21 protein-coding genes and 2 pseudogenes are annotated in these 25,569 nt (G+C 71.8%); 16 read left to right on the top strand and 7 right to left on the bottom strand.

Annotation, left to right across the window (positions count from 1 at the left end; genetic code table 11):
• The first annotated feature begins 62 nt into the window (after positions 1–62).
• From ACZ4N4_RS38415 to ACZ4N4_RS38390, 6 genes are all read left to right on the top strand, one after another.
• Positions 63–2,102: a bifunctional aldolase/short-chain dehydrogenase gene (locus ACZ4N4_RS38415; RefSeq protein ID WP_467597704.1), complete on the top strand. Its 2,040-nt coding sequence runs from the start codon at positions 63–65 to the stop codon at positions 2,100–2,102.
• Positions 2,099–3,544 (top strand): rhamnulokinase, encoded by a 1,446-nt coding sequence (locus ACZ4N4_RS38410; RefSeq protein ID WP_467597701.1) that lies wholly within the window; start codon positions 2,099–2,101, stop codon positions 3,542–3,544. Before ACZ4N4_RS38415 ends, ACZ4N4_RS38410 begins: the two co-directional genes overlap by 4 nt.
• A gap of 71 nt (positions 3,545–3,615) precedes the next feature.
• Positions 3,616–4,371: a (Fe-S)-binding protein gene (locus ACZ4N4_RS38405; protein ID WP_453567118.1), complete on the top strand. Its 756-nt coding sequence runs from the start codon at positions 3,616–3,618 to the stop codon at positions 4,369–4,371.
• A complete protein-coding gene (locus tag ACZ4N4_RS38400) occupies positions 4,368–5,846 on the top strand; it encodes a LutB/LldF family L-lactate oxidation iron-sulfur protein (protein ID WP_467597696.1) in 1,479 nt (492 codons plus the stop codon). The genes ACZ4N4_RS38405 and ACZ4N4_RS38400 overlap by 4 nt, the downstream gene beginning before the upstream one ends.
• Positions 5,843–6,502: a LutC/YkgG family protein gene (locus ACZ4N4_RS38395; protein WP_467597694.1), complete on the top strand. Its 660-nt coding sequence runs from the start codon at positions 5,843–5,845 to the stop codon at positions 6,500–6,502. The genes ACZ4N4_RS38400 and ACZ4N4_RS38395 overlap by 4 nt, the downstream gene beginning before the upstream one ends.
• A gap of 302 nt (positions 6,503–6,804) precedes the next feature.
• Entirely contained in the window at positions 6,805–7,959 is a 1,155-nt protein-coding gene (locus ACZ4N4_RS38390; protein WP_467597691.1) for an ATP-binding cassette domain-containing protein, read from the top strand.
• A 25-nt stretch (positions 7,960–7,984) separates the two neighbouring features.
• On the opposite strand, the gene ACZ4N4_RS38385 is transcribed toward ACZ4N4_RS38390, so the two are convergent.
• The 5 genes from ACZ4N4_RS38385 to ACZ4N4_RS38365 all read right to left on the bottom strand — a co-directional run bounded on the left by ACZ4N4_RS38385 (position 7,985) and on the right by ACZ4N4_RS38365 (position 11,728).
• A complete protein-coding gene (locus tag ACZ4N4_RS38385) occupies positions 7,985–8,578 on the bottom strand; it encodes a hypothetical protein (RefSeq protein WP_467597688.1) in 594 nt (197 codons plus the stop codon).
• 43 nt (positions 8,579–8,621) lie between these two features.
• Positions 8,622–9,563: an ABC transporter substrate-binding protein gene (locus tag ACZ4N4_RS38380; protein ID WP_467597685.1), complete on the bottom strand. Its 942-nt coding sequence runs from the start codon at positions 9,561–9,563 to the stop codon at positions 8,622–8,624.
• Positions 9,560–10,231, bottom strand: a complete 672-nt coding sequence (locus ACZ4N4_RS38375) for an ABC transporter permease (RefSeq protein ID WP_467597682.1) — start codon at positions 10,229–10,231, stop codon at positions 9,560–9,562. The genes ACZ4N4_RS38380 and ACZ4N4_RS38375 overlap by 4 nt, the downstream gene beginning before the upstream one ends.
• On the bottom strand, positions 10,228–10,908 hold the full coding sequence (locus tag ACZ4N4_RS38370; RefSeq protein ID WP_453567132.1) for an ABC transporter permease: 681 nt from the start codon (positions 10,906–10,908) through the stop codon (positions 10,228–10,230). Before ACZ4N4_RS38370 ends, ACZ4N4_RS38375 begins: the two co-directional genes overlap by 4 nt.
• A 247-nt stretch (positions 10,909–11,155) precedes the next feature.
• Complete coding sequence (locus tag ACZ4N4_RS38365) at positions 11,156–11,728, bottom strand: TetR/AcrR family transcriptional regulator (protein ID WP_467597678.1); 573 nt, start codon at positions 11,726–11,728, stop codon at positions 11,156–11,158.
• A 122-nt stretch (positions 11,729–11,850) separates the two neighbouring features.
• Between ACZ4N4_RS38365 and ACZ4N4_RS38360 the strand changes: the two genes are divergently transcribed.
• Together ACZ4N4_RS38360 and ACZ4N4_RS38355 are read left to right on the top strand one after the other, a co-directional pair.
• Positions 11,851–12,708, top strand: coding sequence for an AAA family ATPase (locus tag ACZ4N4_RS38360; protein ID WP_351747790.1), 858 nt, complete (start codon positions 11,851–11,853; stop codon positions 12,706–12,708).
• Entirely contained in the window at positions 12,705–14,075 is a 1,371-nt protein-coding gene (locus tag ACZ4N4_RS38355) for a vWA domain-containing protein (protein WP_467597675.1), read from the top strand. The genes ACZ4N4_RS38360 and ACZ4N4_RS38355 overlap by 4 nt, the downstream gene beginning before the upstream one ends.
• Before the next feature lie 190 nt (positions 14,076–14,265).
• On the opposite strand, the pseudogene ACZ4N4_RS38350 reads toward ACZ4N4_RS38355, so the two are convergent.
• A pseudogene (locus tag ACZ4N4_RS38350) lies at positions 14,266–14,562 on the bottom strand (carboxypeptidase-like regulatory domain-containing protein); the annotation flags it as partial.
• Positions 14,563–14,660: 98 nt separating this feature from the next.
• Entirely contained in the window at positions 14,661–15,683 is a 1,023-nt protein-coding gene (locus tag ACZ4N4_RS38345) for a LacI family DNA-binding transcriptional regulator (protein WP_467597672.1), read from the bottom strand.
• A gap of 289 nt (positions 15,684–15,972) precedes the next feature.
• Between ACZ4N4_RS38345 and ACZ4N4_RS38340 the strand changes: the two genes are divergently transcribed.
• The 8 genes and pseudogenes from ACZ4N4_RS38340 to ACZ4N4_RS38305 all read left to right on the top strand — a co-directional run.
• Positions 15,973–17,916 (top strand): glycoside hydrolase family 127 protein, encoded by a 1,944-nt coding sequence (locus ACZ4N4_RS38340; RefSeq protein ID WP_467597669.1) that lies wholly within the window; start codon positions 15,973–15,975, stop codon positions 17,914–17,916.
• 32 nt (positions 17,917–17,948) lie between these two features.
• Entirely contained in the window at positions 17,949–19,193 is a 1,245-nt protein-coding gene (locus ACZ4N4_RS38335; protein WP_467597666.1) for a sugar ABC transporter substrate-binding protein, read from the top strand.
• Between the two features lie 7 nt (positions 19,194–19,200).
• On the top strand, positions 19,201–20,160 hold the full coding sequence (locus ACZ4N4_RS38330) for a carbohydrate ABC transporter permease (RefSeq protein WP_467597664.1): 960 nt from the start codon (positions 19,201–19,203) through the stop codon (positions 20,158–20,160).
• Complete coding sequence (locus ACZ4N4_RS38325) at positions 20,157–20,978, top strand: carbohydrate ABC transporter permease (RefSeq protein WP_453567143.1); 822 nt, start codon at positions 20,157–20,159, stop codon at positions 20,976–20,978. Before ACZ4N4_RS38330 ends, ACZ4N4_RS38325 begins: the two co-directional genes overlap by 4 nt.
• 38 nt (positions 20,979–21,016) lie before the next feature.
• Positions 21,017–22,744 carry an RICIN domain-containing protein gene (locus ACZ4N4_RS38320; protein WP_467597661.1) on the top strand — a complete coding sequence of 576 codons (1,728 nt, stop codon included), beginning with the start codon at positions 21,017–21,019 and terminating at the stop codon, positions 22,742–22,744.
• A 482-nt stretch (positions 22,745–23,226) separates the two neighbouring features.
• Positions 23,227–24,192 (top strand): pirin family protein, encoded by a 966-nt coding sequence (locus tag ACZ4N4_RS38315; RefSeq protein ID WP_467597658.1) that lies wholly within the window; start codon positions 23,227–23,229, stop codon positions 24,190–24,192.
• A 505-nt stretch (positions 24,193–24,697) separates the two neighbouring features.
• A complete protein-coding gene (locus ACZ4N4_RS38310) occupies positions 24,698–24,856 on the top strand; it encodes a hypothetical protein (protein ID WP_467597655.1) in 159 nt (52 codons plus the stop codon).
• Between the two features lie 599 nt (positions 24,857–25,455).
• Positions 25,456–25,569, top strand: a pseudogene (locus ACZ4N4_RS38305) (IS5/IS1182 family transposase); the annotation flags it as partial.

The raw sequence follows: 25,569 nt of genomic DNA, 5'->3' as shown, positions 1-25,569 counted from the left end.
CGCAGTTCCCCGCGCCCCCAGGGAAATGCAGTCACGCTCGTTCGAGAAGTAAGGAATCCTCTATGTCCGGCCATCCCGAAGCTGCCGCTCTCCTCGCTCGTGCCCATCGGCTCGGTGCCGATCCCCGGAACACCAACTACGCCGGCGGGAACGCCTCCGCCAAAGGCACCGCGGCCGATCCCGTCACGGGTGGTGATGTCGAGCTGATGTGGGTGAAGGGGTCCGGTGGGGACCTGGGCACGCTCACCGAGTCGGGGCTCGCCGTACTGCGGCTCGACCGGCTCCGGGCGCTCGCCCGTGTCTATCCGGGTGTCGAGCGCGAGGACGAGATGGTGGGTGCCTTCGACTACTGCCTGCACGGCAAGGGCGGAGCCGCTCCCTCGATCGACACCGCCATGCACGGGCTCGTGGACGCCCCGCACGTCGATCACCTGCATCCGGACTCCGGGATCGCGCTGGCCTGTGCCGCCGACGGGGAGAAGCTGACCGCCGAGTGCTTCGGGGACTCGGTGGTGTGGGTGCCGTGGCGACGGCCCGGGTTCCAGTTGGGGCTGGACATCGCGGCCGTGAAGTCCGCCAACCCGCAGGCGGTCGGATGCATCCTCGGCGGGCACGGGATCACCGCCTGGGGCGACACCTCCGAGGAGTGTGAGCGCAACTCACTCCACATCATCCGCACCGCCGAGGCCTTTCTCGCCGAGCGCGGCGGGCCGGAGCCCTTCGGGCCCGTCGTCGCGGGGTACGGCGCTCTGCCGGAGGCCGAGCGGCGGGAGCGGGCCGCCTCGCTCGCGCCGTATGTACGAGCCCTCGCCTCCCAGGACAAGGCGCAGGTGGGGCACTTCACCGACGCCGAGGTCGTCCTCGACTTCCTGGCCCGGGCCGAGCACCCGCGGCTCGCCGCGCTGGGGACGTCGTGCCCGGACCACTTCCTGCGGACGAAGGTACGGCCGCTCGTCCTTGACCTGCCGCCGACCGCACCCATCGACGAGACCGTCGCCCGGCTCCGGGAGCTGCACTCCGCCTACCGCGAGGAGTACGCCGCCTACTACCGGCGGCACGCCCTGCCCGACTCCCCCGCCATGCGCGGCGCCGACCCGGCGATCGTGCTGGTGCCCGGCGTCGGCATGTTCAGCTTCGGCAAGGACAAGCAGACGGCCCGGGTCGCGGGCGAGTTCTACGTCAACGCGATCAATGTGATGCGCGGCGCCGAGGCCGTGTCGGCGTACGCGCCGATCGAGGAGTCGGAGAAGTTCCGGATCGAGTACTGGGCGCTGGAGGAGGCCAAGCTCCGGCGGATGCCGGGGCCGAAGGCGCTGGCGACCCGGGTGGCGCTGGTGACGGGGGCCGGCAGCGGGATCGGGAAGGCCATCGCGCACCGGCTCGCCGCCGAGGGAGCCTGTGTCGTCGTGGCCGACCTCGACGCCGAGGGTGCCGCCGCCGTCGCGGAGGAGCTCGGCGGGCCGGACAGGGCCGTCGCCGTCACCGTCGACGTGACGGACGAGGAGCAGATCGCCGCCGCCTTCCGGGCCGCCGTGCTGGCCTTCGGCGGGGTCGACCTCGTCGTCAACAACGCCGGGATCTCCATCTCCAAGCCTCTGCTGGAGACTTCGGCTAAGGACTGGGACCTCCAGCACGACATCATGGCCCGCGGTTCCTTCCTGGTGTCGCGGGAGGCGGCCCGGGTGATGATCGCCCAGCGGCTCGGCGGTGACATCGTCTACATCGCCTCGAAGAACGCCGTGTTCGCCGGGCCCAACAACATCGCCTACTCGGCCACCAAGGCCGACCAGGCCCATCAGGTGCGGCTGCTGGCAGCCGAGCTGGGCGAGCACGGGATCCGGGTCAACGGGGTGAACCCCGATGGCGTGGTGCGGGGGTCCGGGATCTTCGCCGGGGGGTGGGGGGCGCAGCGGGCCGCCGTGTACGGGGTGGAGGAGTCGAAGCTGGGCGAGTTCTACGCGCAGCGGACCATCCTCAAGCGTGAGGTGCTGCCCGAGCATGTGGCGAACGCCGTGTTCGCGCTGACGGGCGGGGAGCTCACCCACACCACCGGGCTGCATGTGCCCGTGGACGCGGGTGTGGCGGCCGCGTTCCTGCGATGACCGGCCCCAGGTCCTATGCCGCCGTCGACCTCGGCGCGTCCAGCGGGCGGGTCATGGTCGGCCGCGTCGGCCCCGACTCGCTGGAGCTGGCCGAGGCGCACCGGTTCGCCAACCGGCCGGTACAGGTGCCGGAGGGGCTGCGCTGGGACGTACTCGCCCTGTACGCCGGGGTGCTGGAGGGGCTGCGGGCGGCGGGACCGGTGGACTCCGTCGGGCTCGACAGCTGGGCCGTGGACTACGGGCTGCTGGACGCCGACGGAGCGCTGCTCGGCAACCCGGTGCACTACCGGGACGCCCGCACGGAGGGTGTCGCCGAGAAGGTGTGGGCGACCCTGCCGGCGGCGGAGCTGTATGCCCGCACCGGGCTCCAGTACGCGCCCTTCAACACCCTCTACCAGTTGGCTGCGGCGCGTTCGAGTGCCCAGTTCGCCCGTGCCGAGCGGCTGTTGCTCATCCCCGACCTGCTGTCGTACTGGCTGACCGGCGAGCAGGGCACCGAGCTGACCAATGCCTCCACCACCCAGCTGATCGATCCCCGGACGCGCGACTGGTCGTACGAGGTGGCGGACCGGCTGGGGATCGACCTCGGGCTGTTCGCTCCGCTGCGGCGGCCCGGGGACAGGGCCGGGGTGTTGCGGCCCGAGGTCCTTGAGGAGACGGGGCTCGGCGGACCGGTGCAGGTGACCGCGGTCGGCTCGCACGACACCGCGTCGGCGGTGGCCGCCGTGCCGGCGGCAGGTGAGCGGTTCGCCTACATCTGCACCGGCACCTGGTCGCTGGCCGGGCTCGAACTGGCCGCGCCCGTGCTGACCGAGGAGAGCCGGGCCGCCAACTTCACCAACGAGCTGGGGCTGGACGGCACGGTCCGCTACCTGCGCAACATCATGGGGTTGTGGCTGCTCCAGGAGTGCGTACGGGCCTGGGGCGACCCGGATCTGGGCGGGCTGCTGCGGGAGGCGGCCGGCGTGCCGGCGCTGCGGTCGGTGGTGGACGCGGGGGACGCGGCCTTCCTGGCCCCCGGCCGGATGCCGGAGCGGATCGCCGAGACGTGCCGGGCGTCCGGGCAGCCGGTGCCGCGGACTCCCGGCGAGATCACCCGGTGCATTCTCGACTCCCTGGCGCTCGCCCACCGGCGGGCGGTCACCGACGCACAGCGGCTCGCCGATCACCCGGTGGACACGGTGTACGTGGTGGGCGGTGGTACCCGCAACGCGCTGCTCTGTCAGCTCACCGCCGACGCCTGCGGGCTGCCGGTGGTGGCAGGTCCGACGGAGGCGGCGGCCCTCGGGAACGTGCTGGTCCAGGCCCGTGCGGACGGTCTGGTCGGCGACCTGGCCGACCTGCGGCGGCTGCTCACGCGCACCCAGCCGCTCACCCGGTACACACCGCGCGGCGGCACCGCCCGCTGGGCGGCGGCCGAGGCACGACTCGCCGCACGGTGAACCGGGACTCCCGCTGACCGCACCGGCCCATTACTCTGCACTCATCCGATGATCGACCGCGAGGAGCCGCGATGCGTGTCGCCCTGTTCCTGACCTGTGTCAACGACACGCTGTATCCGGACACAGGCCGTGCCATGGTGAAACTCCTGACCAGGCTGGGCGTCGAGGTCGACTTCCCGATGGCCCAGACCTGCTGCGGACAGGCTCACTACAACACCGGGTACCGCCATGAGGCGGAGCCGCTGGCCCGGCATTTCTCCGATGTCTTCGGGGAGTACGAGGCGATCGTGACGCCGTCCGGGTCGTGCGGGGCGATGGTCCGGGAGCTGTACCCGCGGATGGGCGAGCGGGCCCGGGCGGAGGGCCGCGGCAGCGGCCTCGCGCTCGCGCTGGCGCCGGTGGTGCCGAAGACGTACGAGCTGACCGAGTTCCTGGTGGATGTGCTCGGGGTGACGGACGTGGGCGCCTACTACCCGCACACGGTGACCTATCACCCGACCTGTCACGGGCTGCGGAGTCTGGGGCTCGGTGAGCGGCCGCGCCGGCTGCTCCAGGCCGTGAAGGGGCTGGAACTGGCGGAGCTGCCGGGGGCGGAGGAGTGCTGCGGGTTCGGGGGGACGTTCGCGCTGAAGAACCCCGACGTCTCGGCGGCGATGGGGGCCGACAAGGTACGCAACGCCGAGTCGACGGGCGCGGAGGTGCTCTGCGCGGCCGACAACTCCTGCCTCATGCACCTCGGCGGCACCATGACCCGGCTCGGCACCGGGATGCGGCCGGTGCACATCGCGGAGATCCTGGCGAGCACCAAGGAGGAGCCGGCCGTATGAGCGGAACGTATCTGGGGATGCCGGCCTTTCCGAAGGCCGCGCACGAGGCCGTCAACAACCCCACCCTGCGCCAGAATCTGCGCCATGCCACGCACACCATCCGGGCCAAGCGGGCCAAGGCGGTCGCCGAGGTGTCCGACTGGGCCGCGCTGCGCGAGGCCGGCAAACAGATCAAGGACCATACGCTCCGTCATCTCGACCGCTACCTGGTCCAGTTGGAGGAGGCGGTGACGGGGGCAGGCGGTACGGTCCACTGGGCCGCCGACGCCGACGAGGCCAACCGGATCGTCACCGACCTGGTCAAGGAGACCGGCGAGTCGGAGGTCGTCAAGGTCAAGTCGATGGCCACGCAGGAGATCGGGCTCAACGAGGCTCTGGAGGCCGAGGGCATCCGGGCCTACGAGACCGATCTCGCCGAGCTGATCGTGCAGTTGGGCAAGGACCGGCCCTCGCACATCCTGGTCCCGGCGATCCACCGGAACCGGGGGGAGATCCGGGACATCTTCCGTCGCGAGATGGGCGAGTGGGGACGCCCCGCGCCCGAGGGCCTCACCGACACCCCCGCCGAACTCGCCGAGGCGGCCCGCCTCCACCTCCGCGAGAAGTTCCTGCGCGCCAAGGTCGGCATCTCCGGTGCCAACTTCATGGTCGCCGAGACCGGCACCCTGGTGGTCGTCGAGTCCGAGGGCAACGGCCGGATGTGCCTGACCCTGCCCCAGACGCTGATCTCGGTCGTCGGCATCGAGAAGATCGTGCCGACCTGGCGGGACCTGGAGGTCTTCCTGCAGACCCTGCCCCGTTCGTCGACCGCCGAGCGGATGAACCCGTACACCTCGACGTGGACCGGCACCACCGACGGGGACGGCCCGAGGACCTTCCACCTGGTGCTCCTCGACAACGGCCGCACCGACACCCTCGCCGACGAGGTCGGCCGCCAGGCGCTGCGCTGCATCCGCTGCTCGGCCTGCCTCAACGTCTGCCCGGTGTACGAGCGGGCGGGCGGCCACGCCTACGGCTCGGTCTACCCGGGCCCCATCGGCGCGATCCTCAGCCCTCAGCTGCGGGGCACGGCGAGCGAGATCGACGCCTCGCTGCCGTACGCATCGTCACTGTGCGGGGCCTGCTACGAGGTGTGCCCGGTCGCCATCGACATCCCCGAGGTGCTGGTGCACCTGCGCGAGCGGGTCGTGCAGGGCGGCGAGGCGGTCCGGAACGGCAACAAGGTGCTGCTCAAGCCGGCCAAGGGGCATGCGGCCGAGCGGGCCGCGATGCGGGCGGCCCGCTGGGCGTTCTCGCACCCGGCCGCCCTGCGCGCCGGCCAGCGGCTCGCCTCCCGCAGCCGCCGCCTCCACCCCCGCACATTGCCCGGCCCCGGCAAGGCATGGAGCGGGACCCGGGACCTGCCGGCCCTGCCGGCGGAGCCGTTCCGGGACTGGTGGCAGCGGACCAACGGCGCAAAGGACGGTGCCAAGTGAGCAGCAGGGAACGGATCCTGGGCCGGGTTGGGCGCGCGCTGGCCGACGTGCAGGGTGAGGAGGCGCCCCTCGAGCGGGCGTATCTGCGCGAGCACGGGCAGCGCAGCGTCACCGAGACGGTGGAGCTGCTCGCCGAGAACCTCGCGGACTACCGGGCGGTCGTGCATCGGTGCGCGGAGGGTGAACTGGCCGCGCTGATCGGCCGGCTGGTCGCCGAGCGCGGGGCCGGGACGGTGGTCGTGCCGGCGGGGCTGGACGCGAAGTGGCTCGCGGCGGCCGACGCCGAGGTGGTCCCGGACCTCGCTGAGAGCACACCGCACCAGCTCGACGAGGTGGGCAGTGTGGTCACCGGGTGTGCGGTGGCGATCGCCGAGACCGGAACGATCGTGCTGGACGGCGGCCCCGATCAGGGGCGCCGCCGCATCACCCTCGTCCCCGACCATCACATCTGTGTCGTCCGGGTACCGGACCAGGTCGTCTCCTCCGTCCCGCGGGCCCTCGAACGCCTCGACCCAGCGCGCCCGTTGACCTGGATCTCCGGGCCGTCCGCGACCAGCGACATCGAGCTGGACCGGGTCGAGGGAGTGCATGGTCCGCGCACCCTGGAGGTGGTGCTGGTCAGCGCCGATCCGCCGAGCGCCGAGGCCGACGCGTAGTCACCGGACGGCAGTTCGCATGCAGCGAGGCCGTCCGTGAAAGGCTTGTGGCGCACGCCCGGGACCCGGGGCAGCGGGGTGCGGCCCTCATCGGCGGCGCCCGGCGGCCGCGGGGCACCCGCGCCGTTCGGTCGCTTGCCGGCGCCGTCCCGGCCGGTGACGCCGTCGGTGCTCAGCAGACCCGTGTCGAAGCGCGCGGGGCGCGAGGCGGTGGCGCGGCCGTCCTCGTGCCGGACGGTCACCGTCCACTCGTTGATACGTGCCGACGGGCGGTCCGCAAAGGGCGCGGCTAGCGTGAGGGAATGATCCGGTTCGAGCAGGTCACCAAGCGGTATCCGGACGGTACGACCGCCGTGGACGGCCTCTCCTTCGACGTGGCGGAGGGTGAACTCGTCACCCTCGTGGGCCCGTCCGGCTGCGGCAAGACCACCACGATGATGATGGTCAACCGGCTCATCGAACCGACCTCCGGCCGGATCCTCGTCGACGACGAGGACATCGCCCGGATCGACCCCGTGCGACTGCGCCGCCGCATCGGCTACGTCATCCAGCAGGTGGGCCTGTTCCCGCACCGCACGGTCCTCGACAACACCGCGACCGTTCCGGCCCTGCTCGGCTGGAAGCGGGCCGCGGCCCGCGAGCGCGCCGCCGAACTGCTCGACCTGGTGGGCCTGGACCCGGGGACGTTCGGTCCGCGCTACCCGGACCAGCTCTCCGGCGGCCAGCGGCAGCGGGTCGGCGTGGCCCGCGCGCTCGCCGCGGATCCCCCTGTGCTGCTGATGGACGAGCCGTTCGGCGCCGTCGATCCCGTGGTGCGGGAGCAGTTGCAGGACGAGTTCCTCAGGATGCAGGCCGCAGTGCGCAAGACGGTGCTGCTGGTCACCCATGACATCGAGGAGGCGGTCCGGCTCGGCGACCGGATCGCGGTGTACGGGCAGGGACGCATCGAGCAGTACGACACGCCGGGTGCGGTGCTGGGGACGCCCGCCACGCCGTACGTCGCCGAGTTCGTGGGCGCGGACCGCGGGCTGAAGCGGCTGTCGGTGACCGAGATCCAGCCGGACGACCTGGAGCAGCCGCCGGTCGCCCGCCCGGCCGAGTCCGCCGAGAGCGCCGAGGCGCGGTTGCGGGCGCAGGGCGCCCGCTGGGCGGTGGTCCTGGACCCGCACGGCGACCTGCACGGCTGGGTGGGCCGGGACGAGTTGGCGGCCGGCGGCACCGTCGGAGACCTCGCGCACCGCATGACCGCGTGGGTGCCGGTCGGCGCCCCGCTGAAGCAGGCGTTCGGTGTGATGCTCCAGTACGACGCCGGGTGGGTCGCGGTCCTCGACGGATCGCGCTTCCTCGGTGCCCTGACCCCGGCCAAGCTGCATGAGGCGCTGCGCCGCTCGGTGGACGCGGACGCGCGCGGCGTCTCCCGAGGCCAGGTGCCGTTCGACTCGGTCTCCGACGCCTGACCGGCGGTGCGTCGGCCGGCGCTCGTCAGCTGTACGTGATCGGGCAGCCGCGGCGCAGTGAGTGCTGCGCGGCCCGCAGGTACAGCGCGACATAGAAGGCCGTGTCCAGGTCCTTCCCCCACGGGCCGGGGCGGACGGCTGCGGCTGCCTCGGCCGGGCCTTCCAGGAACCACATCGTCAGATCGAGGTTGTCGCAGGCCGCCGGTATCGCGTCGACCGGAAGCCGGATCGCCGCCGCCAGCCGCTCGGCGAGGGCGAGCACCTCGGGGGCGCCGGCGATCACCGTCTCGTCGGTGTAGGCGGATTCCAGGGGCAGCCGGATCTCCTCGCCGAGGGAGACCGGCACCAGCACCGACCAGCCCAGCAGCAACTCCCCCTCCTGCGGCGACAGCTGCTCCCGGCACAGCGCACCGAACCCGTCCATGGACGGCACCAGCTTCTCCTCGAACGACAGCCCCGTGCCGCGCTCGAACGCGGCCTGCTCGGGCACCGACTCGTACGGCGCGAGCCCGCGCCGCCGCAACTCCTCGTTCAGGGCCGAGGCGACGGCGCCCTTGCCGCCCTCTTCCGCGTCCTCGAACCACTCCTGCGCGGCGACACTCACCAGATAGATCCCCATGCCCCGGAACGTACCGCCCGCCACTGACAACGGGCACCGAACCTCACTTCACCAGGCCCTTGTCCCGCAAGTACGTGCCCGCCACGTCCTGGGCCAGCCGTCGCCAGCTGTCGACCTGCTGGTTCATGGCGGCCAGGTCGGCCGTCGTCAGGACGTCGTTGAGCTTGCCGAGCGCCTTCGTCACGCCCTCACTGCCCGCCCGCGCGCGGTTGACGACCGGGACGACGTAGTCGGCGTTCTGCAGGTGCCTGTCGTCGGCGAGCAGGACCAGGCCGAACTGGTCGAGGGTCGCGTCCGTGGTCGTGGTCAGCACCATCTGGTCCTGCCCGCTCTGCACGGCCCGCTTGGCCTGGGTGGTCCCGACGCCCTTGGGGTCGACGCCGGTGATGTCAATGCCGTAGACCTTCTTCAGTCCCGGCTCGCAGTACGGCCGTTGCACACATTCGTCACCCGCCGCGAGCCGCACCTTCAGACCCGAGGCGCCCAGGTCGCTGAGCGTCTTCAGGTGGTGCTCCCGGGCGTAGGCGGCGGTGACCGCGAAGGCGTTCTGGTCCACCGCCCGTCCGGGGTCCAGGACCGTGAGACCGCGCGGTGTGGCGAGGCGGCGCAGCGCCTTCATCGTGGCGTCCAGGTCGGGCGAGCCCACGGGCGGTGCGTCGGGGCCGTTGGCCTTGGCGTTGAGCCAGTCGGCGAAGGTGGCCGCGTACTCGGGGACGGCGTCGATCTGCCCGGACTCCAGGGCGGGTTCGTAGATCTCCCGGTTGGCGACGGTGATGAGGGAGGTCCGGTAGCCGGCCTGGGTCAGCAGCTGTGCGTACATCTGGGCGAGCAGGTCGCTCTCGGTGAATCCGGCCGAGCCGATGGTCAGCTGCCGGCTGTCGCCCGGGGGTGCGGTGACCTCTCCGCGGTTCTCCAGGGAGGGGCCGTTGGTGCAGGCGGTGAGGGCGAGCAGCAGCACGCCCGGCACCGCCGTACGGGACCTCACTGCGAGCCCCGCACCCAGACCGGGGCGAGCCGCTCGGCGAGCTCGAAGACGCCCTCCACGATCAGCGCGAAGACGGCGACCAGGATCGCCCCGGCGACCACCTGGGGTGTGCTGGCCAGGTTGAACCCGGCGGTGATGATCCGTCCCAGCCCTCCCCCGCCCGCCAGCGCGGCGATGGTCGCCGTGGCCACGAGCTGGACGGCGGCGATCCGCACGCCGTTGAGCACCAAGGGGAGCGAAAGGGGCAGTTCCACGTGAAACAGCATTTGGTGCCCGGTCATCCCCATACCGCGCGCCGCCTGCACGATGCTCCGGTCGACCTCGCGCATGCCGACGTAGGCGTTGGTGAGCAGCGGCGGTATCGCGAACAGCACCAGGGCCACCACCGTGGGGCCCTCGCCCCACCGGCCGATCGGGGTGAGGAGCAGCAGGACCAGGACGGCGAAGGTGGGGACGGCACGGCCCACGTTGGAGATGTTCACGGCGAGTGCGCCGCCCTTGCCGAGGTGACCGAGGACCAGGGCGACGGGCAGGGCGACGGCACAGCTGATGACGAGGCAGACGACGGTGAGGACGAGGTGCTGGAGCAGCCGGTGCCCGATGCCGTCGCCGCCCGACCAGTGCGCGGAGTCGGCGAGCCAGTCCCAGGCGTCGGCGAGCGTCGTCATGCGCGGGCCGCCCGCGTCCACGGGGTGAGCAGTCGCTGCACACCGAGCAGCAGCAGGTCGGCGGCGACGGCGATCAGCACGCACAGGACCGAGGCGGTGAGCACCTGGGCCTTGAAGTAGGTGTTCATGCCGGCGTAGATCAGGTTGCCGAGGCCCCCGAAACCGACGATCGCGCCGACGGTGACCAGGGAGACCGCCGAGACGGTGGCGATGCGCAGTCCGGCCATCGCCGCGGGCAGGGCGAGCGGCAGCTCCACGGTGAGCAGCAGGCGGATCGGGCCGTAGCCCATGCCGCGGGCGGCCTGCCGGGTCTCCTCGGGCACGGCGCGCAGGCCCGCGAGGATGTTCCGGACGAGCAGGGTGAGCGAGTAGAGCACCAGACCGGCGACGACGAGGGTGGCCGAGAGTCCGTAGACCGGCAGGAGCAGCGAGAACATCGCCAGGGAGGGGATGGTGTACAAGATCGTCGTGACGCCGAGGACGGGCGCGGCCGACCAGCGCCAGCGGCGGGCCAGCACGGCCAGGGGGACGGCGATGGCGAGACCGATGAGCACGGAGACCGCGGTGAGCCGGAGATGCTGCCCGACCGCGTCGAGGAGGATCTGGCGGCGGCTGCTCAGATAGGCCCCGCAGATCCACTCGTTGCGCGCGAGGCAGTCGTTCGGGGGCGCGGTCACGCGTCCATTGCATCGGGCGGGCGACCCGCTCGGCGCGTTGTGCTCACCCGTCCGGGTCGTCGGCGGCGGGGCGGACCGGGACGCCCGGGACGAGTGCACCAGGCGTTGCCGGGCGCCCCGACCTAGCGCACCACGCCATGCCGGGCGGTCGGCCCAGCGCACCACGCCATGCCAGGCTCCCCGACCTCGCGCACCACGCCATGCCGGGTGGCGGCCGGGTCCGCCGTGGCGCCCCCGGCAGTTGGCGCTACGGCATTCCCCCCGCGTCCATCAGCGCCGTCGCCGTTCCCGTGGCCAGGCCGTCGTCCAGGCGCTCGATGTGGGCGCCCGCCCGGGCGCTGGAGCCGTCGAAGACCAGCATCAGCTGCCGGGCGAGGACGGCCGGGTCAGTCGCGCCCCCCTGTTCGGCCTGCTCCCGGAAGAAGCCCTCCATCCGGCTCTTGGCGTCGCGGGCCACCACGCTCGCGGGGTGCTCGGGGTCCTTCAGCTCGACCAGGACGGCGAGGTACGGGCAGCCGCGGTACTCGGGGTTCCCGGAGCTCTTCTCCAGCCGCTCGAAGACGTACCGGATCCGCTCGCGGGGCGTGGCCGACGCGTCCTCGGCGGGCGTGAGCTGGGCCTCGTACCAGGCCCTGCGGCGCTCCAGGCTGGCGGCCAGCATCTCCTCCTTGCTGTCGAAGAGCTGGTACATCGAGCGCTTCGACACCCCTGCCGACCTGCACAGCGCCTCGACGCCCACGGAGACGCCGTCGCGGTAGAAGAGCTCGGCGGCGGCTTCGAGCAGCCGGTCGCGGGGGGACGCCTTGTCGGTGGTGGCCATAGGTCCGAGGTTACCTCTCGGCAGCACATTCGGAAACCGATCGGTATACAGGGTGGCAAGCTCGCTGAACAAGCGCTTAGATAGTGAGGTCAGCTCCTACGCCGCTCAGCCGGAGGCCCCCGTTGTTCACTTCCGTCGACGACGTCTCAGCCCGTCTCGCGGAGACCGGCTATCTCGCCTCCCCCGCCGTCGCCACCACCGTCTTCCTGGCCGACCGGCTCGGCAAGCCCCTCCTCGTCGAGGGGCCCGCCGGGGTCGGCAAGACCGAGCTGGCGAAGGCCGTCGCCGAGGTCGCCGGCGCCCGGCTGGTACGGCTGCAGTGCTACGAGGGCGTGGACGAGTCCCGGGCGCTGTACGAGTGGAACCACGCCAAGCAGCTGCTGCGCATCAGCGCCGGCCGGGACGAGACCTGGGACGAGGCCCGCACCGACATCTTCAGCGAGGAGTTCCTGCTCCCCCGCCCGCTGCTCACCGCGATCCGGGGCGACGACCCCAAGGTGCTGCTGATCGACGAGACCGACAAGGCCGACGTCGAGGTGGAGGGCCTGCTCCTAGAGGTGCTCAGCGACTTCCAGGTGACCGTCCCCGAGCTGGGCACGGTCACCGCGACCCGCCGCCCCTTCGTGGTGCTCACCTCGAACGCGAGCCGTGAGCTGTCCGAGGCGCTGCGCCGCCGCTGCCTGTTCCTGCACATCGGGTTCCCGGACGAGGAGCTGGAGCGCCGGATCGTACGGCTGAAGGTGCCGGGGCTCGGCGAGGCGCTCACCGAGTCCGTGGTCCGGGTGGTCGGGGCGCTGCGGGCGATGGACCTGCGCAAGGTGCCGTCCGTGGCCGAGACGATCGACTGGGCGCGCACCCTGCTGGCACTGGGCGCCGACACCCTGGACGAGCAGGTCGTACGGGATTCCCTGGGCGTGATCCTCAAGCACCAGGACGACATCCAGAAGGCGGCCGCCAAGCTGGACCTGGACGCGCTGTGAGCGCAGCGGCACACGCTCCGGCCGACCTCGCCGACCGGCTCACCGGTCTGGTGGGGGCACTGCGGGCGCACGGGGTGCGGGTCGGCACCGGGGAGACCGTGGACGCGGGCCGGGCGGTGGCGGCGCTGGGCCTGGCTGACCGGGAGCTGCTGCGCGAGGGGCTGGCCGCGACCCTGCTGCACGGTACGGGCCAACGGACCGTGTTCGACCAGGTCTTCGACCTCTACTTCCCGCGCGGCGTGGGCGGCCCGGGTGCCGAGTCGGCCGACCGGGACGAGCTGCGGGAGCGGCTCGCGGCCGCGCTGGCCGACGATGACACCGCGCTGCTGCGGCAGTTGGCGGCGCAGGCGGTGGACGGCATGGGAGGGTACGGGAGTTCGCCGGGCTCGGACGGCTGGTCGTCGTACCAGACACTGGACCGGCTGCGGCCGCAGACGCTGCTGGCGCGGGTGCGGGCAGACGTCCGGGCGCGGGGCACCGACCCGGGGTTCACGGACCGGCTGCTGGACGACGAGATCCGGCGGCGGATCGAGGCGTTCCGGGGGATGGTCGCGGCGGAGGCCCGGCGCCGGGTGGCCGAGCGGCGCGGGCGGGACGAGATCGCCCGGCGGGCGGTGGCGCCGAGCGCCGACCGGGTGGACTTCCTGTTCGCCGGACGGGATCAACTCGCCGAACTGCGCAGGGCTGTTCAGCCGCTGGCCCGCAAGCTGGCGACCCGGCTGGCCGCGCGCCGCCGCCGCGCCGCACGGGGCACCATCGACCTGCGCCGCACGCTGCGCGGTTCGCTGTCCACGGGCGGGGTGCCGATGCGGCCGGTGCTGCGCCGGCGCCGGCCGGTCCGGCCCGAACTGGTGCTGCTGTGCGATGTGTCGGGCTCGGTGTCGGGGTTCTCGGACTTCACGATGCTGCTGGTGCAGGCGCTGCACGACCAGTTCAGCAAGGTCCGGGTGTTCGCCTTCGTCAACCGGATCGACGAGGTGACCGGCCTGCTCGAACACGGCCGGGCCGACCCGGAGGGGCTCGGCGCCCGGATCAGCGCCGAGGCGACGCTCACCGGCTGGCACGGCAGCAGCGACTACGGGGTGTCGCTGGGCGAGTTCGCGGAGCGGTACGGCGCCGCGGTCGGCCCGCGCAGCACGGTGTTCGTGCTCGGCGACGCCCGCACCAACAACCTCGACCCGAACCTCGCGGCCGTCCGCCGGATCGCCGGACAGGCGCGCCGCGTCTACTGGCTGAACCCCGAGGCGCGTTCCCTGTGGGGCACCGGCGACTCGGCGGCGCCCGACTACGCGGAACTGGTGGAGATGCACGAGTGCCGTACGGCCCGACAGCTCAGCGGGCTGATCGCACGGCTGCTGCCGGTGTGACGGACCGGGTGCCGTCACCTGCGGGCGCCGGCTGCACCCGGTGGTGCAGCCGGCGCCACCGACGTCTCCCCGGCCTCCGTGGAGGAGGTCTTCGGTCCGGTGGCCCCGGTGGCCCGGTCGGCCCGGGCGCCGTATCCGTGCTGACGCGACGGCGCGCCGCGGCGGCCCGGTGCGGCCCGGGCCGGGTGGACTACGCGCTGGGATGGGAGAGTTCGATGTCGTGGTCGTGGATGTCGGCGCCGGAGACGAGCACTCCGGCGGCGTGCGGCGGGTAGCCGGTCGCGATGACCGTGTACGGGCCGGTGTCCAGGTCGGGGAAGGCGTACCCGCCGTCGTCACCGGTGGTGGTCGTGGCGACGACGTTGCCGGCGACGTCCACCAGCGTGACCCGCGCGTCGCCCAGCGGGCCTCCGGCGCCGCGTACCGTGCCGCGCACATGGGCGCCGGGCCGCAGTTCGGCCTCCACGCGGGTGACGCCGCTACCTCCGTAGGGCCACTCGAGTCTGCACGACCCTCCCGAATGCAAGTCACTTGATTTACTTAAACAAGCACAGCCGGGTCCCGTGCGACGGGGGTGAAGGCCGCTCAGCTGGACTCGCGCACCACCAGCCGGCACGGCACCGTGTGCACCCCGGGCGCCGGTTCGGCGTCGATGGCCTGGAGCAGCCGCAGCGCGGCGATCCGCCCGATCCCGGCCAGGTTCATGTCGACGGTGGTGAGCGGCGGACGGCAGGCGAGCGCCATCGTGTCCCAGTTGTCGTACCCGACGACCGCGATGTCCCCCGGTACGTCCCTGCCGCGCTCGCGCAGTGCGTCCGCCACCCCGCGGGCGATCTGGTCGTTGCCGCAGAAGACGGCGTCCGTGTCGGGCGCCGTCCGCAGTACCGCGTCGGCGGCCCGCCGCCCCCAGGCCTCGCTCCACTCCCCGAAGTGCACCCGGCCGGTGGCGAGTTGGAGTCCGGCCCCGGCCAGGTGCCGGACGGCGTGCGCGGCACGGTCGCGGGCTGCCTGATGGTGCTCGGGCCCGCTGACATGGGCGATCCGGGTGCGGCCGGTGGCCAGCAGGTGTTCCACGGCGAGCCGGGCGCCGCCCCGGTCGTCGGTGACGACGGAGGTGTCGGCGGGGTCGGTCGACGGTGAGAGGGCGTAGACGACCGGGATCGCCGGGTCGATGCCGGACAGGGGCGGACGGGGGTCGGTACGGCGGCCCGTGACGATGATGCCGTCGACCCTCCGGTCGGTGAGGTTGCGCAGATGGTGCTGTTCGCGAATGGCGTCGCCACGGGTGTCGCAGAGCAGCACGGAGATCTTCCCGGCGCCGAGCGCGTCCTCGGCGCCGAGCAGTACCGGGGTGCTGAAGCGGCCGATGCCGTCCGTCGTCATCAGCCCGACCGTCCAGCTCCTGCCGCTGTGCAGGCTCTGCGCATGCTGATTGGGCCGGAAGCCGAGCGCCTGCACCGCGTCCAGCACCCGTTGCCGGGTCTCCGGGCGCATCCGTCCGGCGCCGTTCAGCGCCTTGGAGGCCGTGCCGACGCTGACGCCGGCGAGCGCGGCGACATCGGCGAGCCTGGCCCGGCCGACGGGCGGAGAGTCTGGCGCAGAGGTCACGGGCAAACCTTTTCCTGGACGGCTTCTCGGCGGTGCCGCCGGCCTCCCGGCGACAGAGCCGCCCCACATCGTCGCAGTCACCGGCGTGAAGTGCCAGACCCGCCGGGCAAGTTGAAAAATCTGCGCCGGGCGTCTTGACCCCTCCCCTCGGCTGCCCTGTACTTCTCGGCGAGAAAACGGTTGCGCACAGTGGTTCCGCGCCACATCGCGCCCCAAGTCCCGGACGGCGTTCGATATTTCGACTCCGTCGTCGCCCAGGCGCTCACTCCCTCCCCACCCTCGGAGAGCCATGCCCCGCACCCGCGCCGCCCGTCCCGCACCCGCCGGCCCTGTCCGTCTCACCCCCGACGCCCGCACCGCGCTGCGCCCGGCGACCGTCGCCATCGACGGCGGCTTCTGGCACGACCGCCGCACCACCAACGCCCGGGTCTCCCTCCCCCAGGGTCCGGACCTGCTGGAGTCCGCCGGCAACCTGCACAACCTGCGCCTGGCGGCCGCCGCGTCGTCGGGCGCCGCGGCCGAGGGCGAGTTCCGGGGCGCGTACCCGTTCGTCGACACGGACGTCTACAAGTGGCTGGAGGCGGCGTCCTGGCAACTCGCCCAGGGGGAGGACACCGCACTGGCCGCCGACGTGGAGCGGATCGTCGCCCTGGTGGCCGCCGCGCAGCAGCCCGACGGCTATCTCAACACCTGGTTCCAGCTGGTCAAGGGCGGCGAGCGGTACCAGGACCTGCGCTGGGGCCACGAGTTGTACTGCGCGGGCCATCTGATCCAGGCGGCCGTGGCCCACCACCGCGCCACCGGCCGCACCGAACTCCTCGACGTGGCGCGCAGGTTCGCCGACCACATCGACTCGGTCTTCGGCCTCCCTGGCAGCGGCAGGCCCATCGACGGCATCGACGGTCACCCGGAGGTCGAGACCGCCCTGGTGGAGCTGTACCGGGAGACCGGCGAGCGCCGCTATCTGGACCTGGCCGGCTACTTCGTGGACCGGCACGGCCATGGTCTGCTCGGTGGCGCGTCCTACTGCCAGGACCGGGTCCCGCTGCGCGAGGCCACGAACGTCGAGGGCCATGCCGTACGGCAGTTGTACCTGCTGGCGGCCGCCGCGGACCTGGCGGCGGAGACCGGCGACGCCGAACTGCGGGCGGCCGGTGAGCGGTTGTGGCGGGCCATGACGACCACCAAGACGCATATCACCGGTGGCCTCGGCGCCCATCACGACAAGGAGGATTTCGGCGACCCCTACGAACTCCCCAGCGAACGGGCCTACTGCGAGACCTGTGCCGCGATCGCCTCGGTGCAGTGGAGCTGGCGGCTGGCGCTCCTCACCGGCGAGGCCCGCTACTCCGACCTGATCGAGCGCACCCTGTTCAACGGCTTCCTGGCCGGGGTCTCGCTGGACGGCGAGCGGTGGCTGTACGTCAACCCGCTCCAGGTGCGCGACGGGCACACCGACACCGGCGGCGACCAGTCGGCCCGCCGCACCCGCTGGTTCCGCTGCGCCTGCTGCCCGCCGAACGTGATGCGGCTGCTGGCCGGGCTGACGCACTACCTGGCGTCGAGCGACGAACAGGGCCTGCAGATCCACCAGTTCGTGACCGGCACGTACGAGAACGACCGGGTCCGGGTTCGCGCGGAGACGGACTACCCCTGGCACGGCACGATCGGGTTCACCGTCGAGGAGACCCCGGCCGACGCCCCCTGGACGCTGTCCCTGCGTATCCCGCAGTGGTGCCGGGACTTCCGGGTGCGGTGCGGCACGCGGACGTACGACCGGTCCGACGCCACGGTGGACCAGGGCTGGTTGCGGCTGACGCGCACGTGGCGGCCGGGCGACCGGGTGCACCTCGAACTCGTCCTCGAACCCCGGCTCACCGCGGCCGACCCGCGCGTGGACGCCGTGCGCGGCTGTGTGGCGATCGAGCGGGGGCCGCTCGTGTACTGCCTGGAGCAGGCCGACCATCCGGGCGGCGGCCTGGACGACATCGTCCTCGACCCGTCCCGGCCGCCGGCCGTGAAGCACCGACCGGACCTGCTCGGCGGTGTCGCCACCGTGGTGGCCGCCGGACACCGGCGGCAGACCCCCGACCGGGGCTGGTGGCCTTACCTCACCGCGGACCACTCCGGTCCCGAACCCGACGGCGATCCGGTCGAGTTGACCGCGATCCCGTACCACGTCTGGGCCAACCGCGAGGACGGCAGCATGCGCGTCTGGCTCCCCACCTCCTGAGACACCCCGTCCTACGACAACGAGGTCACCCCGTGATACCCACCCGCCGTACCGTCATGGTCACCGCCGTCGCCCTCGGCACCCTCGCCTCCCTCACCGCCTGCGGTGGCGGTTCCGGCTCCTCGGGATCGTCGTCCCCGGCCGGCGGCACGTACACCTTCTGGGACCCGTATCCGCAGTTCGACTCCTCCTCGGAGTGGGGCAAGCGGGTCACCGCGTGCGGCACCGCGGCCGGGGTGAAGCTCAAGCGGACCGCGTACGACACCACCGACCTGGGCAACAAGGCGCTGCTGGCCGCCCAGCAGGGCAACGCGCCGGACGTGATGCTGGTCGACAACCCGGTCGTCTCCACGCTGGTGGAGGCGGGGATCCTCAACAAGACCGGCGACCTGGGTCTGGACACCTCGTCGATCCAGAAGAACATCATCGGGGCCGGCACGATCGACAACGCCTCCTACGGGGTGCCGATCGGCGCCAACACCCTCGCGCTCTACTACAACAAGAAGATCCTCTCCGCCGCCGGTGTCGACCCGGCCTCGGTCAAGGACTGGACGTCGCTCACTGCCGCGCTGAAGAAGGTGAAGGCGGCCGGCAAGAAGGGGATCACCTTCTCGGCGATCAACACGGAGGAGGGCAGCTTCCAGTTCCTGCCCTGGTTCTGGGGCGCGGGCGGCGACCTCACCGAACTCGACTCGGCCAAGGGAGTGGCCGCACTGGCGCTGTGGAAGCAGTGGGTGGACGCGGGGTACGCGCCGAAGGACGTGCTGCAGAACACCCAGACCACCAGCTGGCAGGAGTTCGCCACCGGGGCGTACGCGTTCAGCGAGAACGGCACCTGGCAGCTCGGCAACGCCGACAAGGCGGGCTTCCCGTACGGGGTCATCAACATCCCCGGCCAGAACGGCGGTTCGGCCCCGGTGCCGACCGGCGGCGAGTTCGGGACCGTGCCCGTGCAGCAGGACACCTCGCGCTACGACACCACCAAGAAGATCGTCACCTGCTTGACCAGCGACTCCAGTCTGCTGGCCACCGACACCACGCTCATGTACGTGGCGCCCACCTCCGCCGTACAGGCCGAACAGGTCAAGAAGAACCAGGAGTTGAAGCCCTGGGTGGCGGCGGTCGCGGCGGCCCGCGGCCGTACCAGCGGCGGTCTCGGCACCAAGTACCCGACCATCTCGCAGCCCCTGTGGACGGCCGTCCAGGCGGCGCTCTCGGGGAGCAAGAGCCCGCAGGACGCGCTCGACACGGCCCAGTCCAGCGCGCGGAAGGGCTAGGCCCGGTATGACCGTCGCCCGGATCGACCGTCCGCGGCCCGCACCGGCCGCCGCGGCGAGGACGAGCGAGGCCGGTGCCCGGTCCCTGCGCCGCAGGCGGCGACTGACCGCGCTCGCCTTCGTGACACCGCTCCTCGCCTACCTCTGCGCCTTCTACGTCTATCCGCTCTACCGCAACCTCGATCTGAGCCTGCGCGACTACACCGTCCGGTCCTTCGTGGCGGGCGACGCACCCTTCTCCGGCTGGGACAACTTCCGGAAGGTGCTGGACGATCCCACGTTCGGTCCTGCGATGCGGCACACGATGGTCTTCACCCTCGTGTCGATCGTCTTCCAGTACGCGGCCGGGCTCGCCCTCGCGGTCTTCTTCAACCGGCACTTCAGGCTGTCGACCGTACTGCGGGCGCTGTTCCTGATCCCCTGGCTGCTGCCGCTGATCGTGTCGGCGTCGACGTGGTCGTGGATGTTCAACAGCGAGTCGGGAGTGGTGAACTACTTCCTGCACTTCTTCGGCGTGGCCCCCGTCGGCTGGCTGACCTCGCCGGACTGGGCGCTGACCTCGGTGATCGTCGCCAACATCTGGATCGGCATCCCCTTCAACCTGGTCATCCTGCACAGCGGCCTGCAGAACATCCCCGGCGAGCTGTACGAGGCGGCGGCGCTGGACGGGGCGGCCGGCTGGCAGCAGTTCCGCCGGATCACCTTCCCGCTGCTGCGCCCGGTGTCGGCGATCACGCTGCTGCTCGGGCTCGTCTACACGCTCAAGGTGTTCGACCTGATCTGGATCATGACCAAGGGCGGTCCGGGCGACGCCTCCTCCACCCTGGCCACCTGGTCCTACCAGCTCGGCTTCGGCACGCTGCTGCCCAGGTTCGGTCCCGGTGCGGCCGTCGGCGACATCCTGATCCTCATCGCCCTGGCCTTCGGCCTGCTGTACATCCGCGTACAGAGGAGGCAGGAGGCATGAAGTCCCGAACGAACAGCCGCTGTCACACCGCCCTCGGGCTGCTCCTCACCGCCCTGATGCTGTTCCCGGTGTACTGGATGATCAACGTCTCCCTCACCCCGCAGCGGGACATGCGCAAGAGCCCGCCGGACCTGCTCCCACTGCACCCCACCTTCGAGGGCTACCGGGCCGTCCTGGACGACCAGTTGCCCTACCTCGGCACCAGTCTGCTCATCGGGCTCGGCACGGTCGCCCTCACCCTCGCCCTCGCCGCCCCGGCCGGCTACGCACTGGCGAAACTGCGTCCGCGCGGCGCCGGTGCCCTGGGCCTGGCCCTCCTCATCGCGCAGATGGTCCCCGGGATCGTCATGGCGATGGGCTTCTACGGCGTCTTCCTGGACCTCGGACTGCTCAACTCCTGGTGGGGCCTGATCGTCGCGGACTCCACGATCGCCGTCCCGTTCGGCGTCATGATCTTCACCGCGTTCATGTCGGGCATCCCCGGCGAGCTGATCTCGGCCGCCCGGATCGACGGCGCCGGCACCTGGCGCACCTTCCGGTCGGTCGTCCTCCCGCTGAGCCGCAACGCGATCGTCACCGTCTCGCTGTTCGGCTTCCTGTGGGCCTGGTCCGACTTCGTCTTCGCCAACACGCTGGACGGCGGCGGAGGTTGGAAGCCGATCACGCTCGGCATCTACAAGTACATCGGCAACAACAACCAGGAGTGGAACGCGATCATGGCCACCGCCGTGGTCGCCTCGGTCCCCGCGGCCGTCCTCCTGGTCCTCGCCCAGCGCTATGTGGCCGCGGGCGTGACCGCGGGCGCGGTGAAGGACTGAGCCCTTCAACTTCCCTACTCTTCGAGGAGACCCATGCCATGAGCCGCATCCCCCTCAGAGCCGCCCTCGGTGCCGTGGTGCTGACCGCCGCCCTCGGCACCGCCGCTCCCGCCCAGGCCGCCCCCACCTCCGCCACCACCCTGGTGGTGAGCGCGAACCAGACCCTGCGCCCGGTCACACACGTGGCCTCGGGCAGCCTGTACGGCCTGGACACCGCGAGCGTGCCCGCCGACAGCCTGGTCGAGCCGCTCAGGCCCAACACCTTCGTGCAGATGGCGCCCGGCGGCAGCCAGCTGCCCAACGGCGAGCCCAGCCCCGGCGGTGACGCCCTGGTGGTCGCCCCGGAGGCGGCGAAGGCCGGTGCCAAGGTCGTCGTACGCATGCCGGACTGGTACCCGAACTTTCCCTACAGGTGGGTGAGTTGGAGCGACTGGTTGTCGGCCGTGGACAGGCAGGTCGCGGCCGTGAAGTCCTCCGGGGCCGCCGTCGCCGCCTACGAGCTGTGGAACGAACCGGACTGGACCTGGGACACCTCGGCGGCCGGCACCTTCGACTCCGGGTGGGCGACGACGTACAAGGAGGTCCGCGCCAAGGACGCCGGCACCCCGGTCCAGGGCCCGAGTTACTCGGCGTGGAACCAGAGCTGGATGAGTACCTTCCTCACCGACGCCAAGGCGAGCGGCACCGTCCCCGACATCATCGCCTGGCACGAGCTGCAGGGCTCGCAGAACATCGCCGCCCATGTCGCCGCCTACCGCGCCCTGGAGACCGGCCTCGGCATCAGCCCCCGCCCGATCGCCATCGAGGAGTACGGCACCACGAGCGAGGTCGGCGTCCCCGGACCGCTCGCGAGCTACGTCGCCAAGTTCGAGCGGGCCGGTGTGCACGACGCCGAACTCGCCTTCTGGAATCACTACGGCACCCTCGGCGACACCCTCACCGACACCGGCGGCTCACCGAACGGGGCGTACTGGCTGTACAAGTGGTACGGCGACATGTCCGGGAACATGCTCGTCACCACACCCCCGGCGCAGACGGGCATCGACGGCTTCGCCTCCCGCAACGGCGCGGGCAACCAGGTCAGCGTGGTCGCCGGCGGCTGCACCGGTTCGTGCGCCGTCACCGTCAACGGACTGTCGTCGTTGCCGGCCTTCGGCAGCACCGTGCACGTGAAGCTGGAGTACACCCCGTCCAGGGGCCGTACGACCGCCGTGTCCGGACCGATCACGGTCTCGGACGCCGACTACCCGGTCAGCGGCGGCTCGATCACCGTGCCGGTGACCATGAACGCCTCCGACGGCTACCACCTGACCGTCACCCCGAGCGGCACCGCCACCTCGCTGGCCGGGCGCTACCGGATCACCAACCGGAACAGCGGCCTCGCCCTGGACACCAGCGGCGCGGGCACCGCCCAGGGCACCGCGGTCGTCCAGGCCACCGCGACCACGGGCACCGACCACAACTGGACCCTGATGGCCGCCGGCAGCGGCCTCTACAAGATCCAGCAGCAGGCGAGCGGACTGCTTCTCGGCATCAACAACGCGGGCACCGGTGCCGGCGGCACCGCACTGATCTGGGGTGACAACGGCACCGCCGACCACCTCTGGCAGCTGATCCCGTCCGGCGACGGCTACTACAAGATCGCCAACTACAACAGCGGGCTGCTGCTCGGGGTGACCGGCATGAGCACCTCGTCCGGCGCCCAGGTCCTCCAGTGGGACGACAACGGCACCGCCGACCATCTGTGGAAGCTGACAGCCCACTGACGTACGCGCCTCTGAACCACCGCACACCCGGGGGGAAGAAGCGGGGCCGGGATCCCCAGGGCCCGGCGGGCCGGACCTCGGCCGAGCGGACCGAACGGGCGCCGCCGGCCACCTGGTTGTCCGGGCGGCCGGGGGTGGCAGCACCCCCGGCCGCCCGGACGACCTCCGCTTCCCCGACGGCCCCCGCGCCCCGTACGACCTCCGCACCCCAGACGGCCTCCGCTCCCCCACCGGCCGCCGCGGCTCCCGGCACCCGGCGCAGGCGGCGCGCTGGACGCGGCCCGCCTCGCTCCGGTCGGCGGTGCCTCGCCCTGGGCCCCGGGCCACGGCAGGGAGGGCGGCCGGGAGTACGGCATCCGCCCCTCCGCGCCGGACGCCAGGTGGCAGACGTACCGCCCGGTCTTCGGCAACCTGAGGGACGGGTTCCGCAAGCCTGGCTGACCGCTCGGCAACCGGGACGTTCGGCCGCTAGGTTGGGTGGCATGAGCAACCTTGACCGTGCGCCCGTCCCGAGCGTGTGCGGTGGCCGCGGATTCGTCGTCGCCGAACCCGTCCGCGAGCTGCTGAGCCCCCGCCACGTGCAACTCGGCGAGTCGACCGAGGTGCGCCGGCTGCTGCCCAACCTCGGCCGCCGCATGATCGGCGCCTGGGCTTTCGTCGACCACTACGGCCCCGACGACATCGCCGACGAGCCCGGGATGCAGGTCCCGCCGCACCCGCACATCGGGCTGCAGACGGTCAGCTGGCTGCACCAGGGCGAGGTGCTGCACCGCGACTCGACCGGCAGCCTGCAGACGATCCGCCCGCGCGAACTCGGGCTGATGACCTCGGGCCGGGCGATCAGCCACTCGGAGGAGAGCCCCAGGCCGCACGCCCGGTACCTGCACGGCGCCCAGCTGTGGGTCGCGCTGCCGGACTCCCACCGCCACGTCGAACCGAAGTTCGAGCACCACCCCGACCTGCCGACGGTCACCGCGCCCGGCCTCACCGCGACGGTCCTCCTCGGTTCCCTCGACGGCGCGGCCTCGCCCGGTACGACGTTCACCCCGATCGTCGGGGCCGACCTGGCGCTGACGCGGGGGGCGGATCTACGCCTGCCCCTGGAGTCCGACTTCGAGTACGGCGTGCTGGCGATGTCCGGCGAGGTGCGTGTCGACGGCGTCCCGGTGGTCCCGGGCTCGATGCTCTACCTCGGCTGCGGCCGCACCGAACTGCCGCTGCGCGCCGAGTCGGACGCGGCGATCATGCTCCTGGGCGGCGAGCCGTTCGAGGAGGAGCTCATCATGTGGTGGAACTTCATCGCCCGTTCCCAAGACGAGATCGTACAGGCCCGGGAGGACTGGGAGAAGGGGGCCCGTTTCGGCGAGGTGAAGGGCTACGACGGGTCGCCGCTTTGCGCACCGACATTGCCCGAGACCCCCCTGAAGGCACGGGGACGGGCCCGCTGACCAGGAAAGATGCAAGTTTCTGACGTCAGGCCCCCAGCGCCCGCCGCCCGTCCGCCTCACCACGACGTTCACTGACGCCAGTCCCCTCGGAGGCCGGTGCACCAGCACCTCCGAGGGGCTTCTCGATTCCAGGGTGTGGGCATCTGTGGGCAGCTTTGCCAGGACGAATGCTGACCCAATGCTGACTTTACTGACGAGTAGTCAAGACTATGCCAAGCGGCGAGTCCAGCCCCACTGGAGTTCAGCTACGGGCGCCAGCGGGCTGGCACCCCCATGTGACGATGCCCTCTTCGAGAGGACTACGGCTCCTACCACGCCTCGTTAAACCGCTTGCCCGAGCCATTGTGCAGGTTCGACAAATCCAGGTGCCCGTAACGAACGCCGCCGGAGAACCGACCCGTCGCCAGTCGCCACCCTTGCACCACTCGCCGCTCTCGCCAGCCGTCTCAGGGGCAGCCGAATAGACGTCAGCTACTTCGGTGCCTACGGGCACGTTCCGCTGCGCGTGGTCCTGCTGCTGGCCGAGGTGGCGGACATCCTGCTCTCCGCGCTTGCGGGCAGCGCGCGGATCATGCAGTTGCGCGCGACCGCCCGCAAGCACGACCGGGCCGGCCACAGGGCTGTGAAGGTCGGGGCCAAGGACTCGTCGAAGGCCCGGTGGTAGCCCGGACTACCGGGAGCCCGCCACAGGCCGCTGCTTGCAGAAGGAGCCTTCCAGATAGGCGGCCTCGTCTTCGCCGAGTTCAACGTCCACCGCGTCGGCCAGCTGGGCCGGCTTGGTGACCCCGACGATGGGTCACCGCCGGGTTGCGCATGACCCAGGCCAGGGCGACCTGGGCTGGCGACAGACCCCGCTCGCCCGCGATCTCGTGGACACGCTCAGCCACTGCCTGGTCCCCGTCGCGGTAGAGGATCTTGCCGCCCTCGTCGGTCTCGGCACGCGCCGTGGCAGTGTCCCGGGCCCCGCGTCAGCCTGCCCCGCGCCAGCGGGCTGACTGGGGCCGTGCGGCCCGCCAGTTCGCCCTCGGCGTCGCCCTCAAGGCTGACGCGATCGTAGTCGACTCGAACTTGGAAACATGCCTTCGTACGGCTGCGTATCCTGGTCGGCGCGGAGGCGGGGCCTTGCACGCCTGGAGGGGCAGCCGTTAGGCACCTGCGTGAATTGCTCATCGACGCCTGGTGGTGGCTCAACTAACTGATGGTTTCAATATGAGTTGAGTCCATGCTCTTGCAGCGATCGATCCTGGTCGGCAGGCTGTGCGGGTGCGTGTTGATCTTGTTCCTGACGCTCTCTGGGAGCGGGTGGCTCCGTTGCTGCCGCCCGTTCCCGAGCGTCGTCATCGCTACCCCGGACGCCTGCGCGTGCCGGACCGGGTG

Source organism: Streptomyces sp. NPDC026538 (genome assembly GCF_055567535.1).
The sequence above is the reverse complement of the archived record's forward strand: the minus strand, read 5'-3'. Positions and strand labels throughout refer to the sequence as shown.